Source organism: Pseudomonas sp. GW-45 (genome assembly GCF_056896675.1).
The window spans coordinates 3,041,053-3,058,198 of record NZ_CM167674.1; the positions used below are offsets into that span (position 1 = coordinate 3,041,053).

At 54.2% G+C, this 17,146-nt stretch carries 18 protein-coding genes; 14 read left to right on the plus strand and 4 right to left on the minus strand.

Annotated features, from left to right (window positions below; all coding sequences use genetic code 11):
• The first annotated feature begins 178 nt into the window (after positions 1–178).
• From AC1XYH_RS14220 to AC1XYH_RS14230, 3 genes are all read left to right on the plus strand, one after another.
• A complete protein-coding gene (locus AC1XYH_RS14220; protein WP_483323819.1) occupies positions 179–1,435 on the plus strand; it encodes an integrase domain-containing protein in 1,257 nt (418 codons plus the stop codon).
• 543 nt (positions 1,436–1,978) lie between these two features.
• Positions 1,979–2,944, plus strand: coding sequence for a hypothetical protein (locus tag AC1XYH_RS14225; protein ID WP_483323820.1), 966 nt, complete (start codon positions 1,979–1,981; stop codon positions 2,942–2,944).
• A gap of 2 nt (positions 2,945–2,946) precedes the next feature.
• The gene (locus AC1XYH_RS14230) at positions 2,947–3,564 is read left to right on the plus strand and encodes a hypothetical protein (protein ID WP_483323821.1); all 618 of its coding nucleotides are present in this window, start codon (positions 2,947–2,949) and stop codon (positions 3,562–3,564) included.
• A gap of 301 nt (positions 3,565–3,865) precedes the next feature.
• Here the strand turns inward: AC1XYH_RS14230 and AC1XYH_RS14235 are convergent, their stop codons facing one another.
• On the minus strand, positions 3,866–5,296 hold the full coding sequence (locus AC1XYH_RS14235) for an IS1182 family transposase (protein WP_096344619.1): 1,431 nt from the start codon (positions 5,294–5,296) through the stop codon (positions 3,866–3,868).
• Positions 5,297–5,504: 208 nt separating this feature from the next.
• On the opposite strand from AC1XYH_RS14235, the gene AC1XYH_RS14240 reads away from it, so the two are divergent.
• The 5 genes from AC1XYH_RS14240 to radC all read left to right on the plus strand — a co-directional run bounded on the left by AC1XYH_RS14240 (position 5,505) and on the right by radC (position 9,515).
• Complete coding sequence (locus AC1XYH_RS14240) at positions 5,505–5,825, plus strand: hypothetical protein (RefSeq protein WP_483323822.1); 321 nt, start codon at positions 5,505–5,507, stop codon at positions 5,823–5,825.
• Positions 5,826–5,912: 87 nt separating this feature from the next.
• Positions 5,913–6,881 carry a DUF932 domain-containing protein gene (locus AC1XYH_RS14245; RefSeq protein ID WP_483323823.1) on the plus strand — a complete coding sequence of 323 codons (969 nt, stop codon included), beginning with the start codon at positions 5,913–5,915 and terminating at the stop codon, positions 6,879–6,881.
• 102 nt (positions 6,882–6,983) lie between these two features.
• Positions 6,984–7,991: a YqaJ viral recombinase family nuclease gene (locus AC1XYH_RS14250; RefSeq protein ID WP_483323824.1), complete on the plus strand. Its 1,008-nt coding sequence runs from the start codon at positions 6,984–6,986 to the stop codon at positions 7,989–7,991.
• 70 nt (positions 7,992–8,061) lie between these two features.
• Complete coding sequence (locus AC1XYH_RS14255; RefSeq protein ID WP_483323825.1) at positions 8,062–9,009, plus strand: recombination directionality factor; 948 nt, start codon at positions 8,062–8,064, stop codon at positions 9,007–9,009.
• 17 nt (positions 9,010–9,026) lie between these two features.
• Entirely contained in the window at positions 9,027–9,515 is a 489-nt protein-coding gene (radC, locus tag AC1XYH_RS14260; protein WP_339649586.1) for a RadC family protein, read from the plus strand.
• A gap of 128 nt (positions 9,516–9,643) precedes the next feature.
• Here radC and AC1XYH_RS14265 read toward each other — a convergent pair whose 3' ends face one another.
• Positions 9,644–10,210 carry a hypothetical protein gene (locus tag AC1XYH_RS14265; RefSeq protein ID WP_483323826.1) on the minus strand — a complete coding sequence of 189 codons (567 nt, stop codon included), beginning with the start codon at positions 10,208–10,210 and terminating at the stop codon, positions 9,644–9,646.
• A gap of 472 nt (positions 10,211–10,682) precedes the next feature.
• Entirely contained in the window at positions 10,683–10,901 is a 219-nt protein-coding gene (locus AC1XYH_RS14270; protein WP_483323827.1) for a hypothetical protein, read from the minus strand.
• Between the two features lie 643 nt (positions 10,902–11,544).
• On the opposite strand from AC1XYH_RS14270, the gene AC1XYH_RS14275 reads away from it, so the two are divergent.
• On the plus strand, positions 11,545–11,853 hold the full coding sequence (locus AC1XYH_RS14275) for a TlpA family protein disulfide reductase (protein WP_339847973.1): 309 nt from the start codon (positions 11,545–11,547) through the stop codon (positions 11,851–11,853).
• A 46-nt stretch (positions 11,854–11,899) separates the two neighbouring features.
• Here AC1XYH_RS14275 and cadR read toward each other — a convergent pair whose 3' ends face one another.
• Complete coding sequence (gene cadR, locus AC1XYH_RS14280) at positions 11,900–12,301, minus strand: Cd(II)/Pb(II)-responsive transcriptional regulator (RefSeq protein WP_022964291.1); 402 nt, start codon at positions 12,299–12,301, stop codon at positions 11,900–11,902.
• A 293-nt stretch (positions 12,302–12,594) separates the two neighbouring features.
• Between cadR and lnt the strand changes: the two genes are divergently transcribed.
• The 5 genes from lnt to AC1XYH_RS14305 all read left to right on the plus strand — a co-directional run bounded on the left by lnt (position 12,595) and on the right by AC1XYH_RS14305 (position 17,127).
• The gene (gene lnt, locus AC1XYH_RS14285; protein ID WP_036992120.1) at positions 12,595–14,034 is read left to right on the plus strand and encodes an apolipoprotein N-acyltransferase; all 1,440 of its coding nucleotides are present in this window, start codon (positions 12,595–12,597) and stop codon (positions 14,032–14,034) included.
• Between the two features lie 257 nt (positions 14,035–14,291).
• A complete protein-coding gene (locus tag AC1XYH_RS14290; RefSeq protein ID WP_096346804.1) occupies positions 14,292–15,482 on the plus strand; it encodes a protein-disulfide reductase DsbD family protein in 1,191 nt (396 codons plus the stop codon).
• A gap of 16 nt (positions 15,483–15,498) precedes the next feature.
• Complete coding sequence (locus tag AC1XYH_RS14295) at positions 15,499–16,089, plus strand: protein-disulfide reductase DsbD domain-containing protein (RefSeq protein WP_096346787.1); 591 nt, start codon at positions 15,499–15,501, stop codon at positions 16,087–16,089.
• A 49-nt stretch (positions 16,090–16,138) separates the two neighbouring features.
• Positions 16,139–16,834 carry an SCO family protein gene (locus AC1XYH_RS14300; protein WP_011784891.1) on the plus strand — a complete coding sequence of 232 codons (696 nt, stop codon included), beginning with the start codon at positions 16,139–16,141 and terminating at the stop codon, positions 16,832–16,834.
• A gap of 56 nt (positions 16,835–16,890) precedes the next feature.
• The gene (locus AC1XYH_RS14305; protein ID WP_483323828.1) at positions 16,891–17,127 is read left to right on the plus strand and encodes a TlpA family protein disulfide reductase; all 237 of its coding nucleotides are present in this window, start codon (positions 16,891–16,893) and stop codon (positions 17,125–17,127) included.
• Positions 17,128–17,146: the final 19 nt, after the last annotated feature.

The window sequence follows — 17,146 nt, forward strand, 5'->3', positions numbered from 1 at the left end:
TCTAAAGACGTCCCCGGACGTCTTTTTTTGTGCCTGAAATATATACAAATCAATAACTTAGCATCCATCAGCGTCCACAGACGTCCACCAGCAGCCAGTACTTCTGGTATTCCAAATGGTATTCCAAGCATTCACATGGTATTTTTTGGAATACCAAAGACGCAGCTGGAATACCAAAATGTCAGGCAAAGCCATACGTCTCACCGAAGCCAAGGTGAAGAATGCCGCCCCCGCAAAGACGGATTACGTCTTAGGTGATGGCGACGGCCTTCAAATGCGAGTGAGAAGCAATGGCTCTAAGCTCTGGAATTTCAACTACTACCACCCGGTGACCAAAAAGCGTCTCAACATGGGACTTGGAACCTATCCCGAAATCTCACTCTCACAAGCTCGCAAGCTCACCATCGATGCAAGACAGCTGATTTCTCAGGGAACCGATCCTAAGGAACAGCGAGATAACACCCGCCAGCAGCAAAAAGCTGCCAGCGAGCACACCTTGAGAAAAGTTGCCGAAGCCTGGTTTGATCTGAAAAAAACAGACGTCACACCAGCCTATGCCGAAGACATTTGGCGGTCACTGACGCTGCATGTCTTCCCGGATCTTGGAGATACCCAGGTATCTAGCATTACAGCGCCGAAAGTCATCGAGCTTCTTCGCCCCATTGAAGCTAAAGGCAGTTTGGAAACCGTGAAGCGCCTGTCTCAGCGGCTGAACGAAATCATGACCTATGCAGTCAATTCAGGTCTTGTACTCGCCAATCCCCTCAGCGGCATTAGAGCAGTCTTCAAAAAGCCAAAGAAACAGAACATGGCAGCTCTTAATCCAGAAGAGTTGCCAGAGCTAATGATTGCCATCGCCAATGCGAGCATCAAACGCACTACCCGCGCCTTGATCGAATGGCAGCTGCACACCATGACCCGACCAGTAGAGGCAGCAACCACACGCTGGGCTGACATCGATATTGATAAGAAGATCTGGACTATCCCAGCAGAGCGCATGAAAAAACGTCGCCCTCATATCGTGCCGCTAACGGAGCAAACACTCTCCATCCTGGATGCAGTGAAGCCTTTCAGCAGGCATAGGGAGTACGTTTTCCCGGCTGACCGCGATCCACGCACTCACTGCAATAGCCAGACTGCAAATATGGCACTCAAGCGCATGGGCTTTGCTGGCAGACTGGTCAGCCACGGCATGCGCTCTATTGCCAGCACCGTTCTCAACGAGCATGGATTTGACCCTGAACTGATTGAAGTAGCCCTGGCGCACGTAGACAAGAATGAGGTCAGAAGCGCTTATAACCGTGCTGACTACATTGAACGGCGCAGACCAATGATGGAATGGTGGAGTCAGCATATTGATCAGGCCGCCACTGGAAGCCTTTCTGTTGCTTCTGTTAACCCAGAAAATTCGAGAAAGGTTGTGCCTATTCGATAAAGCAATGACTAATCCCGGCCAGAAGGGGACCTTTCTGGGAGATCAACAAACCTGCCCCTTTTGCGCTGAAGAAGAAGCGGCTGCGGAGGCTTGCGCGGCAGGTAAAATAGTTTTACCGCAGCCACATAAATGGGAAAACCTGCATGGGCTATACCTTTTAAGGGCAGGAAAAGGTAATTTACGAAGTCTGCTTTAACAGAAGAAGCCCAAGGAGGGCCATTGGATGGCCGTTGTCAGATACAAGAAATGCTGCGGCGATCTCTCAAACGAAGTAAAAACCTGCCTACATTACGACGTATCAAACTTCGTGCATACGAAAGGGGCTTGTCTCACGAGACGGACAAGCCCCGTATGTCGCCGTTTGAGCCGATCTGGCAGAACCCGGAAATCGATGCAATGCAGGGCGACCCTTGGGCCGCTAATTAAGTGCGGCTTGGCAGCGTGTAAATATAGTTTTCTAGCCTTACAAGCCTCAAGTTTTAGCGGTACGACCTGCGCCACGCCAGTAGCAGATATCTACACGGACATGGAGAAAAGGACCCGATGAAGACGACGGGAAGGATGCTGATAGTAAAGGCAGTGAGCTACAAGCCGCGCCAAACCACCCCCGAGGATTGGAGCCAACCACGAATAGAAGACGAGCTGCGGCTTATCCGGTCTCGTACCAAGAAAGTTGCTGACCGGCACCACCCGTTCATGAACAAGAAGATCAATGATGGTAGTCGTTGCGTATTCATAAACGACTTCAAGGATCTTGGTGAAAATGGGGGAGTACTGTTCACGGTCTGTTCTTACGTCAAAGGTCATGCGCCAGAAGCTTTTTCACCTAAAATGGAAGAAGAAAAGGTCGACGTTGACGTGGTTAGCCTTTCAGATCCAGCCGGCGACCCGAAGGAGTTAGCTTATACCTATCGAGTCCTCGCATTCGGTCAGATTCTCATAGTCGAGAACGTTATGGGTTCCGGCGGCATAGCGGGCTTAGAACGTCTCTTGCGGGCGCTTCTTAAGGAGTTCCACCCAAAGCATCACGGTTTGCTACAGCTGTCTGATATCGAGTCGCAGGACCTCCGTGAGCTGATTCACTCTAAGAATGGCATCAAGGAGATAAAGGCTAAGCTGTTGCACGATGTGGTTGGGACTGGCAGCACCTATGGCACCAAGCTTTCATCGATAAAGCAGTCGATTATGGGGACGAATAAGTGCGCTGTGACGTGGGAAGCTGCGGATGACGATGAGATCAATGTGGAGGATGCAATGGACCTGCTCGATGACTCCGCATTTGACTCGATTTCTGTAAAGTTTAACCAAGGCGGTGGCTTCACAAGCCTCGATAAGTATCGCGAGAGAAAGCCCGTCCAAATTCAGATTACACCGGAGGGAAGAATCGCAGTAAGCGAGGTGGAGGCCCATCTGAATTCATATCTTCGAGACTTGCGTAACCCGGATGTGAAGGGTCCAATAACGTACAATGGCATTCTCCGGAAAAACATGAAGCAACTGAGCAAATAAATATGAGACTTCGTGACTTCATCATTCCCGACGAAGTGCAAAGCGCGTCCGCAGCAGCGACGGGCATGCTTGGTATTGTTACGCGCACGTCTCATTTTTGGCTTAAGCAGTGCTTTGCCGCGATTCTCCCTGTCGCGTTGGGTTTCGGTCTAGGCTGGCTGCTCTCAGGCGCGCTTGCGGGAAGGGAAGAATCTATAATCCGCGGCGTCGTCGCTGCGGTCTTGACTCTTGCTTCTGTGCTCGCTGGCTTTATGGTTACCTTGATGCTTTTCACTGGTCGTACTACCGGGGCTTCAAGCCTGCCATTCGAACAGGCCGAAGAGTACGTTGCCAAAGTCAAGTATCTGCTTTTTTCCCAAGCAGTGACGCTCATCGTACATCTCTTACTCATTGCGTTTTGCATAGCCTGGCTTATCGCAGACGCTGTGGGAGCAGCGCTGCTCATCGATAAGATTTTGTTGGGCGCAAGCAGCGGAGTGCTACTGCTTGCTCTCATAAGAACGTTGCTCTTACCCTTCCAGATATACGAAATTCACGAGTTTGAATTAGATTCGATGGTAGACGAAAAAAAAGACAATATCAGAAAGGCCCTACGCGAGCAGTACGATCGGAAGGAGTGACCATTCTGGGAGCAGGTCTGCCTCCCACCGCTTTCATCTCGCCTCACCGCAAACCCTTCACTTTTCCTGCTTATATAAATGGGCCTTCCGCTTGAGGTGGATTGCACTAAGTTTACAGACTAGTTTGAAAGACCGCTCTTGGACCAGAGTGTGTAAAAACACTTTTCGCATGTTGGATGACTAAGCCCAGTGCTCTTGGGCGAGGCGATTTTCCGGACATTTGCCAAGATCAGTGTCGATAGCGCGTCAGAACGTGTATGGAGCTCTTCGGCACCTCCTGGAGCAGTAAAAGCTGAGGCTTTTACGCCGCCATCGCCTTCAGCAAGCCTTCTGTACCGATGATTTTCATAACCCGCTTCATGTTATAGGCGAGCACATTCAAGCTCATCTCCGCACTCACCCCGTTCAGTTTTCGAGTCAGGAAGTGTGTCGCCCCCATCCATTGCTTGAGCGTCCCGAAGGGATGCTCAACAGTCCGCTTTCGAACCTTCATCATCTCTGGTGCTCTGGTCAGCCGTCGCTGCATTTCCTCAAGCACAGCTTCATGCTCCCAACGTTTTACTCGACGATTTGTGCTTGGTGTGCACTGGCTTTTCAGCGTGCAACTCTGACACTTTGAGCTCCAGTAGCAATGCATATTCATGCCTTTCTCAACGCTGGAAAATCGCCAGATCAGGGCCTCTCCCGCCGGGCACGTGTATTCGTTTCTGGTCGCGTCATACACGAAGGCATCTTTGTTGAATCGGCCATCAGCTTTGGCGCTTGAAGTCATCGGCTTCGGCACGTAGGCGGTGACGTTTGCATCGTAACAAGCCAGGATTTCTTCGCCTTTGAAATAGCCTCGGTCGGCAACTACCGACAGCGTTTCTACGCCGATGGCTTCACGAGCCTGCTTCGCCATTGAACTGAGTTGGTCACGGTCAGAACCTCGGTTGGTGACCTCGTGAGCAACGATCAAATGGTGCTGCGTGTCGACAGCCGTCTGTACGTTGTAGCCAACGATCCCGCTGCCGCGCGTCATCATCGAACGGGCATCCGGGTCGGTCAGCGAAACCTGTTTATCTGGCGATTCGTTGAGCTGTGACTCAATCCCCTGAAGCTCTTTCATCTGTGCTTTGAGCTTGGCGATTTTATCTTCCAAGCTCACCGTATCTGGTTTAGAGGCGCTAGGTATCTGGCGATCAGCCGCATCGAGTGAGGCCAAATAACGGCTGATGCTCGCCTCGATTTCTTCCATGCGCCGCTTCAGCTTCGCACTAGTGAAGTTCCGGTCGCGGTTGTTAACCGCCTTGAATTTACTGCCGTCAATGGCAACCAGGTTTTCGCTAAACAGCCCCAACTGCTGGCAGAGCAAAACGAACTGACGGCAGACGCCGCGAATAGCTTTGCTGTTGTCTTTTCGGAAGTTGGCGATGGTCTTGAAGTCGGGCATCAAGCGACCTGTTAACCACATCAGCTCTACGTTGCGCTGGGCTTCACGCTCCAGACGACGGCTGGATTGAATGCGGTTCAGGTAGCCGTAGATATAGATCTTCAGCAGGATCGCAGGGTGATAAGCAGGCCTGCCGGTTTCGGCTGGAATCACACCATCGAAACCCAGTTTGGCTAGGTCGAGTTCATCGACGAAGACATCGACCACGCGCACTGGATTGATATCGCTGACGTAGTCGTCGAGGCTTTCGGGAAGCAAGGTGCTTTGACCTCGGTGTTCACCCTGGATAAACCGTTTCATTGATTTCCCTTGCAATGAGATTCTCAGAAATTATAGCAAGGGTCTGAGATAGCGTTTTTACACACTCTGGGCCGAAAGCAGCCCTCTAAGCAAACAACATAAACACTGCCTCAACAATTTCCATCCAAACTTTCTTCAACCCTACATAACACCCATGAGCCTACCCCAGCCAGTCCGCTCAACTGGCCTGTCTCATGAGGTTGTCACTATGTCTCGATCCTGTCCACGCTGTGGTTCGCAGCGGGTGGTTTTCTGTAATTACGGCAAGCGCATTGGCGGTTATGTTGGCACTGTTGCTGGTGGCATGACCGGTGCTGCAACGTCTACTGCAACTGGTGCATTGGCCGGTACCCGTATCGGCATGCAGGTTGGCGTCATTGCTGGCCCTGGGGGTGTAGGTGCTGGTGCCGTACTTGGCGCCATTACCGGTGCCTTTGCTGGCTGCATTGCTGGCCTGCGCCTGGGCAAGCTGGTAGATGACCAGCTGCTGTGTCAACACCGCTGCCAAGACTGCCACGCGCATTTCTGAGCGTCCGCTCACCCTTCCCTTTCTTATCTCATTTTGCCGCCTGGGCTAATTGGCTCAGGCGGTTTATGCCGTTATGGAGATTTCACCATGGCACATCAAATTGAAAATATGGCTTTCGTTGGTTCAACACCCTGGCATGGCCTGGGTAACAAACTGTCCCGTCATCAGCCGCTGGAGGTATGGCAGCATGAGGCCGGCATGAACTGGCACATCGAGGAGACCCCTGTGCGTTTTCTGTCGGATTCAGCAGCCCATCTGGGCAGCATTCACACCTTTCCGGATCAGAAGGTGCTTTACCGATCAGATACCAAGGCGCCTTTGTCTGTGGTCTCGCAGCGTTACAAGGTGGTCCAGCCCTTCGATGTATTGGAGTTCTACCGGGATCTGACTGAGTACGCAGGTTTCGAGCTGGAGACAGCAGGTGTGCTCAAGGGCGGTCGCAAGCTCTGGGCCTTGGCACGGACGGGGCAAGCATCGATGCTCAAGGGCAACGATCTGGTCAATGGTTACCTGCTGCTGGCTACGTCCTGTGATGGGAGCCTGGCGACGGTGGCCACACCTACAACGGTGCGCGTGGTCTGCAACAACACCTTGGCCATCGCACTGGACGGCTCGGCGCAATCGATCCGTGTGCCCCATAGCACTGAGTTCGATGCTCAGGCCGTCAAGCGTCAGCTGGGTGTTTCGGTAGCGCAGTGGGATGACTTTATGTATCGCATGAAAACCCTCAGCCAACGCAAGGTCAACTCAGGTGAGGCCTTGGGCTATTTCCTGCAGGTCATCTGCGATGCCGATGAGGATGTCGATGATCGCCGTGAGCTGAACCAGCATCGGGCTCTGCAGAAGGTACAGGATCTGTTTGCTGGCAAAGGACGTGGCTCTAAGCTGGAGTCAGCGCATAACACCGCATGGGGCCTGCTCAATGCGGTCACCGAATACGTTGACCACGATAAACGGGCACGCAGCGTGGATCACCGCCTGGACTCTGCTTGGTTCGGCCAAGGCGCCAGCTTGAAGCAGAAAGCCTTGGATCAGGCCATGGCCCTGGTTGCTTGATTCACGGCTCTGGACTATCACACCAAACACCACCTAAATCACCCTTAACGACATAAGCCCGGCAGCCACCGCTGACCGGGCTTTTTTGCGTCTGGAGACATCATGAACACAACCCAATCTACCCCTGCCTCTCTGGCGAATAAGCCAGGCCGAGGCGTCCTGCGCCTGGTCAGCACCAAGGATCTGAACCGTGAAGACTGGCTCGATGTACGCAAGCGTGGCATTGGCAGCTCTGACTCCTCTGCAGCCATTGGCCTGAACCCCTACAAGTCGCAGCTTGAGCTGTGGCTGGAGAAAACCAACCGCGACCAGGGCCTGGCCAAACCCAACCAGGACGATGACAGCACTCCGGTATTTTGGGGTGTGGTGCTGGAACCCGTGGTTGCTTCCCAGTATCAGCGACGCACGGGGAACAAGGTTCGCAAGGTGAACGCCGTCCTGCAACACCCAGAGATCCCCTGGATGCTCGCCAATATAGACCGTGAGGTGGTTGGCAGTGCTGAAGTGCAGATCCTTGAGTGTAAGACCGCTGGCATCAATGGCGCGAGGCTCTGGCGTGACGGCGTACCCAAGTATGTTGAGGTGCAGGTCATGCATCAGTTGGCAGTCACCGGCAAGCAAGCGGCTGATGTGGCTGTGCTTCTGGGCGGTCAACAGCTTGAGGTGTACCGGATCGAAAGGGATGAGGTCTTGATCCAGCACCTGATCGAGCTGGAACATCAATTCTGGCATTACGTTGAAACCGACACACCGCCCCCAGCCGATGGGTCTGACTCAGCTGATATGGCACTGCGTCTGCTCTATCCGGAAGACACCGGTGTGGTTATCGACCTCTCTCAGGATCAGTCCCTGAACGAGACCTATACCGAGCTCAAGCAGGTACGGCAGTCACTCTCTGATCTGAACACTCGAGAATCTGTTCTCAAGCAGCGCCTGCAAGAATCCATGGGGTCAGCCAGTAAAGCTGTGTTTGCCAATGGCTCTATCACCTGGAAGAAAGCCAAGGATGGCACCGCAGTGGATATGGAGGCCCTGTTCAAGGCGCACCCTGACCTGAAAACCCAATACCAGATCAGCAAGCCTGGCAGCAGGCGATTTCTGATCAATTGATCAACCCCATCCAGGGCAGTCCGCTCACTCAGCGATCTGCCCTTTTTCGTTATTCCCAAGGAGCATTCCCATGATCAAAGGTCTGGCTATCACGCCGCCCGTGCTCGGGCGCATCTCTATCGGCAAGGTTGTCGAGAAGAACGGCATGCGTCTGCCGGAAAAAGACGATCAATTCACCATCACCTCACAGGTACAAACCAGAGATGGCTGGGTCCTGCACCCACTGGATGAGCATCTGCGCAAGGATCAAGGCGGCAAGATCCGCAGTATTCCGGTGCGGTTACTGTTCAACGATCCTGATCTAAATTTCAGAGCTGAATACTGCCTGTTTGATCGTACCAGTGGCCGACCGCTGTGTGTGGGCAATGGAGAGACCTGTAAACGCTCTACCAGTGAAGGGCTGCAATCACTGCCCTGCCCCAGCCCGGATGGCTGTCCTTTAGCCAAGGGTGGTAACTGCAAACCCTATGGCCGGCTTAACGTGGCCATTGGGGATGATGACCTGCTGGGAAGCTTTGTATTCAGGACTACGGGCTTCAACAGCATTCGAACGCTGTCGGCCAGGCTCAGTTACCTGCAGGCGCTCTCGGGTGATCGCCTGGCATGTTTGCCATTGGAGATCCGTCTGCGCGGTAAATCCACACGGCAGAGCCATGGCACACCGATCTACTACGTGGATCTGATCCTGCGCACAGGCCTGTCTATGGAGGAAGCCCTTGCCCAGGCCAATACCTTGGACCGTGCCCGGCGCGATGCAGGCTTTGATCAAACCGCCCTGGATGCAGCAGCTCGAGATGGCCTCCTTAATGGCGCCTTTGAGGACAGTGATGAGGAAGCCGAGCAGGTCCTGGAGGAGTTCTACCCTGAAGCCACAGTCACCTCTACGCCACAGACAACGGCTATTTCGAGTTACAGCAGCCGCAAACCAAAACGTGACAAACCCACTTTGCACGACCTGATCCTGCAGCGCACCCACAGCCTGCAGGATCAACCAGTGGCACCTAGCAACCAACCTTAAACACTCTGGAGTTAAACATGCAGAAATCAGCCAAACAGGCGGCCATTGCGCCGCCTGCCGGCATCCCTTTGTCGGAAAAAGATGTCCTGAGTTGGGCGCAAAGCATTCTTGAAGCCCGCTTCAAACGCAGCAACTACTTGACCAGTCCGGAACACGTGAAGAATTACCTGATGGCCACATTGGCCCGTGAGGAGCGTGAGGTCTTTGGTCTGATCCTGCTGGATAGCCAACACGGGGTACTGGGCTTTGAAACCCTTTTCTACGGCACCATCGACAGCGCCAGCGTCTACCCACGGGAGATCATCAAATGCGTACTGAATGCCAATGCCGCTGCGGTAATCCTCGCGCATAACCACCCCAGTGGCAGGCCGGAACCAAGTGCTGCTGATATAGCGCTCACTAAACGCCTGCAAACAGCCCTGGACACAGTTGAAGTCCGTCTGCTCGATCACCTGGTGATTGGCGGCACAGACTCAGTGAGCTTTGCAGAGCGCGGCCTGATTTAACCCCCACCAGCACAGGAGAAACGACATTATGCAAACCAACACATGCTGCATCTGTGACACTGCAACCCTTCTGCACAGGCAGAACCTGAGCACGCTGGCAGTCATGGCAGGCGTCTGTGATGCTCTGCTCAGGCAATTTGCTGCTGAGCAGCAAAGCTCAAAGCCTGGAGCTCATGAGACTTGGGCGCAGCTGGGTGATCTGACAACTGCTTTAGCTGCCTTTCAGCACTAGCGATCAGTTCATCAAAGGGTTTGAGCTGATCCAACAACCGATCACAGACACCGAAGAATATTTGCCAGTCAACCCCCGCAACCACTGCGCGAAACGCCAACAATAAGGGCGACGTAGTACGCTCGAACAGCTTCGAATAGCGAATCGCCCATCTGAGGACCTCTGGGTTATGGCTGGCAAGGTGCAACAACAGCTCGACGCTGACTGCAGTATCGAAGTGCAAGGCCCGGCTAAGCGCCAGGCTGGCGAGTTCGGATTGAGCAACAGCATCCGCATCAAGCCAAAACGATGCCGTCGCCAAGCCTTGCGCCCGCTCAACTGCTGACTGTTTTTTGCGCGCTGGACGCTGATCAAGGAAATGATGCAAGCTTTCATCAAGAGCACGGCCCTTGTTGAGCTTTGGCTGACTCCGTTCGTACACTGACTGATAATGCCGTCGGCAGCGCTCTCCATTTTCTGTCATCCCACAGCGCTCTCGTCAGCATTAGATTCGTGTGTAATTACCCGAGCATTAGCTATCAGGTGGCTAAGACTCCACAGGCATGGTGCCAGAATGCGGTAAATAATCTCTACCTTCTCTGATGGTGAATCCTCGCTGACGCACCCCGTAAGACTTAGTCGCAACCCTGCACAGATAGCTTGCCCTGAAGGACAAATTTGGCAGCTCATCAGCCTTGCCGCTTCAAGCCTCATGGTTGTATCGGTACTCCGCACTATTCGGAATATGCACACACCGTCTCATCTGATCGACCATTAGTCCCAAAGCACCAGCCCAAGACTCTTCCATACAGGTGACCATATTCACCCGTTATGAACCCAGCGCCCCATCGTGAAATACGCTTCCCGCTTCAGGAGAATCAACAGTAACTGGGTAGTACCCGTTGAATACTAATCACCCAGTAATTGATCACAGACTTTAGGCTCCTTTGAACCTGTCAATGCTTCCGGCTTTTGCCGAGCTCGAAAGCACCACCATGCACTATTCGCCCTCTGTCAAACGCATCAACGCTTTCTTCTTCAATGTCAGGCCCAAATTTTTCTCGAAAAATTGAAAATACCAACCTTGGCTTACCCCTTCCTGTTGTTCCTGCCCTGCCTGTATTGATTTTATCAGGCCAGACGACAACCTGCGTCGCTAGAAACATTTCAGCCATTGCGTGATCGACCCAAGCCAATTACTGTATATATACACAGCTTTTGAGGTTCCCATGTCAAACGCAGTCTTTATCGGCACGGTGATGCCTTCCGGTCAGCTAATCAGCTGCTTCGATGCCCTTGTTTCAGCCGGCTTTCCCAGCCCGGCGCTTTTCCCATGTCTTATGTCTTATCAATACGCAATGTTTAGTCAAAAATTTATTTTAGAACATGAGGTTACCCTTCTATATTTTGATGCCCTCTTTTGGAATGGCATTGACAACTGTCAATAGGCATTCAGCATCGGCGAGAATCAATCAGTTCGGCCAAGCTACTGACCATTTGAAGCAATGCAGTGCCATTACAAGTCCGCTTTCTAGCCAGGTTGCCAGCTGCATGGGATAAACGGGTACCCGGATTTTTTGGTTGATTGGTTCGTAACACAAGGCCGCAACCAACCCCTCACTACAGCGGATTATCTGGTTGATGTCAGGTCTATATGGAGGAGCAACCTCACTGGCCTAATGATTACTCCTTGGGTAGGGAAATAGCATAGAGCTAACTAACTAATAGGACGGCGAGCCCCTGACACTGGCTGATTTTCAGGGCAGGGCGATTTTGCTCAATATCTGAGCGACCTGGTGCCTGCCCTGGCGTGAGGAAATGCCGACGCTGGACTCACTTCAGGCTAAACTGGGCGGCGAGCAATTTGAAGTGGTCGCGCTGTCTGTTGACCACGCAGGCATCAGCGTTGTCGAAAAATTCTACCTGGAAACAGGCATCCAGCACCTTCGCAAGTATATTGATCCGTCCACACTGGCGACCTCAACACTGGGCATAGAAGGTGTTCCTACAACGCTGCTGATTGACCATGACGGTCGTGAAATTGGCCGCCTGGTTGGTACTGCGGAATGGGACAGTCCAGCCATGGTGGACTTGATGACCCGGGCCATTGCCGGGGTTCCGGACTGACTGGGTTCACGCAAGGGAAAAAGCGGGTGGTTAATGCTTCAGGCTACTACTGCACGCTCCCTTCGCTGAGTCCTTCGAGAACCCCACAGGCCTCAATTTCCCGATCATCGTTACAACTCGCTCGCAGCGACACGAGTTGTTTCTCCAATACCTGCAGATCGGTTATCTGAGACCGTACATGAGCGATGTGATCATCAAGTAAGGCGTTGATGGCCCTGCAAGGCTGATGGGGCGCGCCCTGATAGTGCTGTAATTCTTGAATTTCAGCCAGTGACAAGTTGAGGATCCTGCAGCGACGGATGAAAGCCAGTCGCTCACCATGCTTCTCGGTATAGACACGGTAACCGTTTTCCTGCCGATCTGGCGGTGGCAACAAGCCCTCCCGTTCGTAGAATCGGACAGTCTGAGTATCGACCCCTACTGACCGTGCCAACTGTCCAATGCGCATCATGCTTCTCCTCAACGTATTCTCTACCCTGTTGACCTTATAGCTACTATATGGTTTTGAATGGTAACACCATATTGTTCAAGTGGAGCCGTGTCATGAGTAAATCTTGTGATGGCCCATGTGGCTGCGGACTGAATTGAGCGGAGCAAAAAAAGGCATGAGCCACAGGGTTGATCTTGATTTCGGAGGCGAGAGCATTGGGTGATAAGTGCGCGCTACTCTTCGACCTATCCACGGGAATGCGCTACAAGACTCTTGTAACGAGGGTGATGGCTTTGCTTGCCGGAGGCGCCATGCCGCTTGCCTTTGCCCCTTTTGGTTGGGCATGGCTTGCGGTGGTCGCTCTGGCCGCATTGTTTGTCCTGACCGCGCAACCTTCAAAGCGTCAGGCGTTATGGTCGGCTTACTTCTTTGGCCTTGGTTACTTCGGTGTAGGTGTCTCCTGGGTCTTCGTCAGCATCAGCCAGTACGGCAATGGCCCCGTGGTGGGGATGTTAGCTACAGCGGCCTTTGTCTCGCTGCTTGCCCTCTTTCCATGGGGCGTCGCGTACCTCGTACGCCGCCTGCACCCTGAGATGGATGCGACGGCCCTCTGGCTAGGGCTACCAGCGACATGGGTGTTGAGTGAATGGATGCGCACCTGGTTCTTAACCGGCTTTCCCTGGCTCTTTGTCGGCTACAGCCAGACCGACACCACACTCGCCACTATCGCGCCTGTCTTTGGTGTGCTTGGCGTGAGTTTTCTGGTGGCCTTGCTCGCTGGCGGCCTGGCTTGGGTTGTTTTAAATCCAAGCCTGCGCCGTGCAGCGGTAGCCGGTGCCGTGTTAACCGCTACTCTTGCCAGCTTGCAGCTCCTGGATCATGAGTGGACGCAGCCAGCCGCTGATCCTATCAATATTGCCCTCTTGCAAGGAAACATCGCGCAAGACAGAAAATGGGACCCGGATTCACGGGGAATCACGCTGGACCGTTATCAGGCGCTTACGAAGCAGCATCTCGGGGCCGACATTGTGATTTGGCCAGAAACGGCAATCCCGATGTGGCATGACGAGGCTAGAGAATATCTTGCTGAGCTTAAGGCGTTAGCCGATCAGGCAGGCACCTCGTTGATGATTGGCGTCCCGATACGCGAGGAGGACGGTCGCACCTACAACGCGGTGACAAGCCTCTCCGATCCCTCAGGCTTCTACTACAAACGTCACCTGGTGCCCTTCGGTGAGTATGTTCCGTTTCGGGAGTTTTTGGGTTCGTCCCTCGACGTGCTCGGGGCGCCCATGTCCGATTTCACACCGGGACGGGAAGCGCACGTCCTGAAGGCAGCAGGGGTGCCTGTAGGGGCACTCATCTGCTACGAGGCGGTCTTTGGTGCTGAAGTCACGGAGTTTCTGCCCGAAGCGCAGTTGCTGGTGAATGTCAGTAACGATGCCTGGTTCGGCAGCTCGCTCGGCCCTTTCCAGCACTTTCAGATGGTCCGCATGCGTGCCATCGAAACCGGACGTGACCTACTGCGAGCCACGAACACGGGTATCACAGCAGCTGTCAGCTACGAGGGAAAGGTTCTTACACGCGCTCCTCAATTCCGCGTAGCCACCCTCAGTGCCGAAGTGACCCCCAGAACTGGCGCAACCCCTTATGTGCGCTGGCGGGATTGGCCTGTCCTTGGCGTGATCGCACTCGGACTCGGCTTGCTCCTGCTTCGTCGAATTCGGCAGTATCATCGCTTGGGTACATGACAGCGAGCAGATTTTAAATCGGATGAGGAGGAAGGGATTTGTCTACATGTGGCAATTGGCTATCAAGAAAAAAGCTCACAAGCCGGGAAAGCGATGCGTTGCTGTGGCTCTCGCTCCTGTTAATATTGGCGGCGTCTATATGGAGAAGAGATATGAGCACTCAAACAACCTTCTGTTTAAGGATGCAAGCGGCCAATGGCGGGGTCAGACCGGACGTTTCAGTCGGGAATCGTGGGAAGGGCTGGAATAGCTGAATGATCGATCACATTCCCTCTTTACTCATCGCCAGCCAGCTCTTAATGGCGACAGTGGCAGGTTTGCTGCTCAACCTGACGCCCTGCGTTTTGCCCGCGATTCCTATTAAGGTCCGGACTATCTTACGAGAGGCGGGCAGCCAACGATCGCACCGCGTGCTGGCCGCATTGGCGTTCACCGCAGGAACACTCGCGTTTTTCTTGACGCTGGGCGGATTGACCGCATTTCTTCAGTGGAGCTGGGGCACTTTGTTTCAGTCCGCGGTGTTCGTTGGTATCCTTGTTGCCTTGCTGGTCGGGTTTGCGGTGGTCACGTGGCTGGATTTGCCCATTCCGATCCCGTCGTTCGCCGCCTCGGCCCATGGCCGGCGTTACTCTGAAGCATTCTTATCGGGGTTATTGAGTGCGGTTTTGGCTGCACCTTGTGCTGGTCCTTTCCTGGGTGGAGTCCTAGCCTTTGCCGTTACCCAGCCGGCGCCGGTAACTATGGGGATATTCGGCAGTATCGGGCTGGGGTTGTCGCTGCCCTACGCCGCACTGATCCTCAAACCCAAGTGGCTGAGCCGGTTGCCCAAGGCGGGGCCCTGGACTCTGGCCATTCGAGAAGTGCTCGCGCTGATATTGCTGGCCGCCGCCGTCTTTTTCAGCGCGAGCCTGGTGCCCAAAGCGGTATACCCCTGGCTGTGGTGGGCCTGGCTGGCGCTGGTGCTGGTCTGGGGTCTCCGTCGTTTCGTTCAGGGGAGCGGTGCCGTTCGCGTGATCACTGCAACGGCGACAGGCCTTGCCCTTGCGGTGACAGTGGTATTCGCATCTCCGTTGGGCAGCGGCGAAGACGAACTTGTCTGGCAGCCCTACTCCGCAGAACTCCTGGCGGACACAAAAGCCCGGGACACACCGTATTTGCTGGAGTTCACTGCCGATTGGTGCATCAACTGCAAGGTCCTGGAGCGCACCGTGTATAAAGAGCCCGCTGTGGCTGAAGCCGTAGCGCGGGCCGGCATGGTGCCGATTCAGGTTGATGTGACAGCAAGCGATCCCGAAAAAGACGCATTGTTAACCGCAACGGGAGGGCAGGCTTTACCTTTTGCGGCGATTTTTGACGCTGACGGCACCGTTGTCGCCCGTTTCACTGGGCTATTTGATACCGACAGCCTGGTCGAGGCGATCAACCGCACCGAGAACTCACAACGCTAGCTACTGGAGATGAACCATGACAACCCGAACCAAAGTATTGCTGACCGGCGTAGCGGTTTTTCTGATCGCGATCGCGGCGTTCACGTTGATCGGTACCAATTCCGGAAACGCTCCTGGCTCGGCCCAGACCGAACGAGCCAATTCCGACCCCCAGGCGCCAGTTGCCCGCACGGGGTTGGCAGATTCTTCCGATAAGGTCCGCCTCAATCTTGCGGAAGGCGGCAAAGCCCTGATAGGGGAGACCGGTGAAATTATTCTGACACTGGACATTGAATCGGGCTGGCACGTGAACGCCAACCCGGCCTCCATGGAGTTACTGATTCCCACCGTCGCCAGTTCTTCGGTCAACGGTCAGTCGCTTGACATCCCGACCCAGTACCCCCGCGGCAGGGTCAGTGACATCACACTGGGTGACACCGCCCTGGAGGTGTACGACGACGGTGCGAGTATCCGGCTGCTGCCAGACGAAAAACAGACCGCCGCGCTGAAAGAGGCAGGCAAGCTAGACATGACGGTACGGGTACAGGCCTGCAGTGACGAGGGCGTTTGCCTGGCACCAGCTGACCTGCCCGTTGCGCTGAATCTGGACGATATCAAGCCACAATAAACCGGGACTCCCTTCGGAAAACAACTCAAATGGAGAATGACTGTGAACAGTGTATTCAGAATTGCTGATTGCCATGGTTGCCCAGGTCAGCACCAATGCCATGGCCCATTCCATGGAAGATGTGGAGGCCTCGTTGAACGAGAAAGAGCGGTATGCCCAGTTTGTGGATCAGCCGGCCCCTGAATTTGATCTTACAGGCGTTGATGGCAATACCCTTGCCCTTGCCGACTTAAACGGCAAAACCGTTGTGCTTAACTTTCTCTACACGCGCTGTACCGAGGCCTGCCCTTTGCATATGAACCTGATCCGGCAGTTGCAAACCGGGGTTGAAGAAGAAGGGCTGAGTGAAGAGGTGGTGTTCATCACCATTGCCACGGACCGGGAAGATGTTGCAGGCACCCGGAGAAACATGCGTGCCTACGGCGAGAATTTCGATCTGAATCCCCGCAACTGGCAATTCCTCTACCGAGCCAGGATGGAACCACCTGAACTGACACCAGAACTTGCTAAAGCCTACGGCGTTCAGTTCAGGGATACGGGTGAGGGTGTACAGGTCCATGGTGTGGTAACCCACGTGATTGACCCGGAAGGGCAGATGCGGGCCCGGTTCCATGGATTGAAATTCAAGCCTGAACACCTGGTGACCTACCTGACGGCCATTGCCAAAGGCCCCAACGCGGCAGCCGATGATGGGTTCTGGGGCCGACTGCACGGGCGAATTGAAGAGCTGTTACAGAGTGAGTAACGCGTGGGGCACCATGCCGGCAACAAACCGACCACTGTAATCAGGAGTAATGTCCAATGAGTCACCAGCGCATATCTGCCGCCCGGGGAATCGCCGTAGTCCTTTTTGCGCTTGCTATTTCCATAGCCGCTCAAGTTATGGCTGCAGGGAAGGTTCCGAAGTCCGTGGGGCCCCAGGGGTTCCTGATCTGGGAGTCCCCTCGCACTCTGCCCGAGCTGGCTTTTGAAGACGAAAACGGCAGGCCGCTGACACTGGCTGACTTTAAGGGTAAGGCGATTTTGCTCAATATCTGAGCGACCTGGTGCCTGCCCT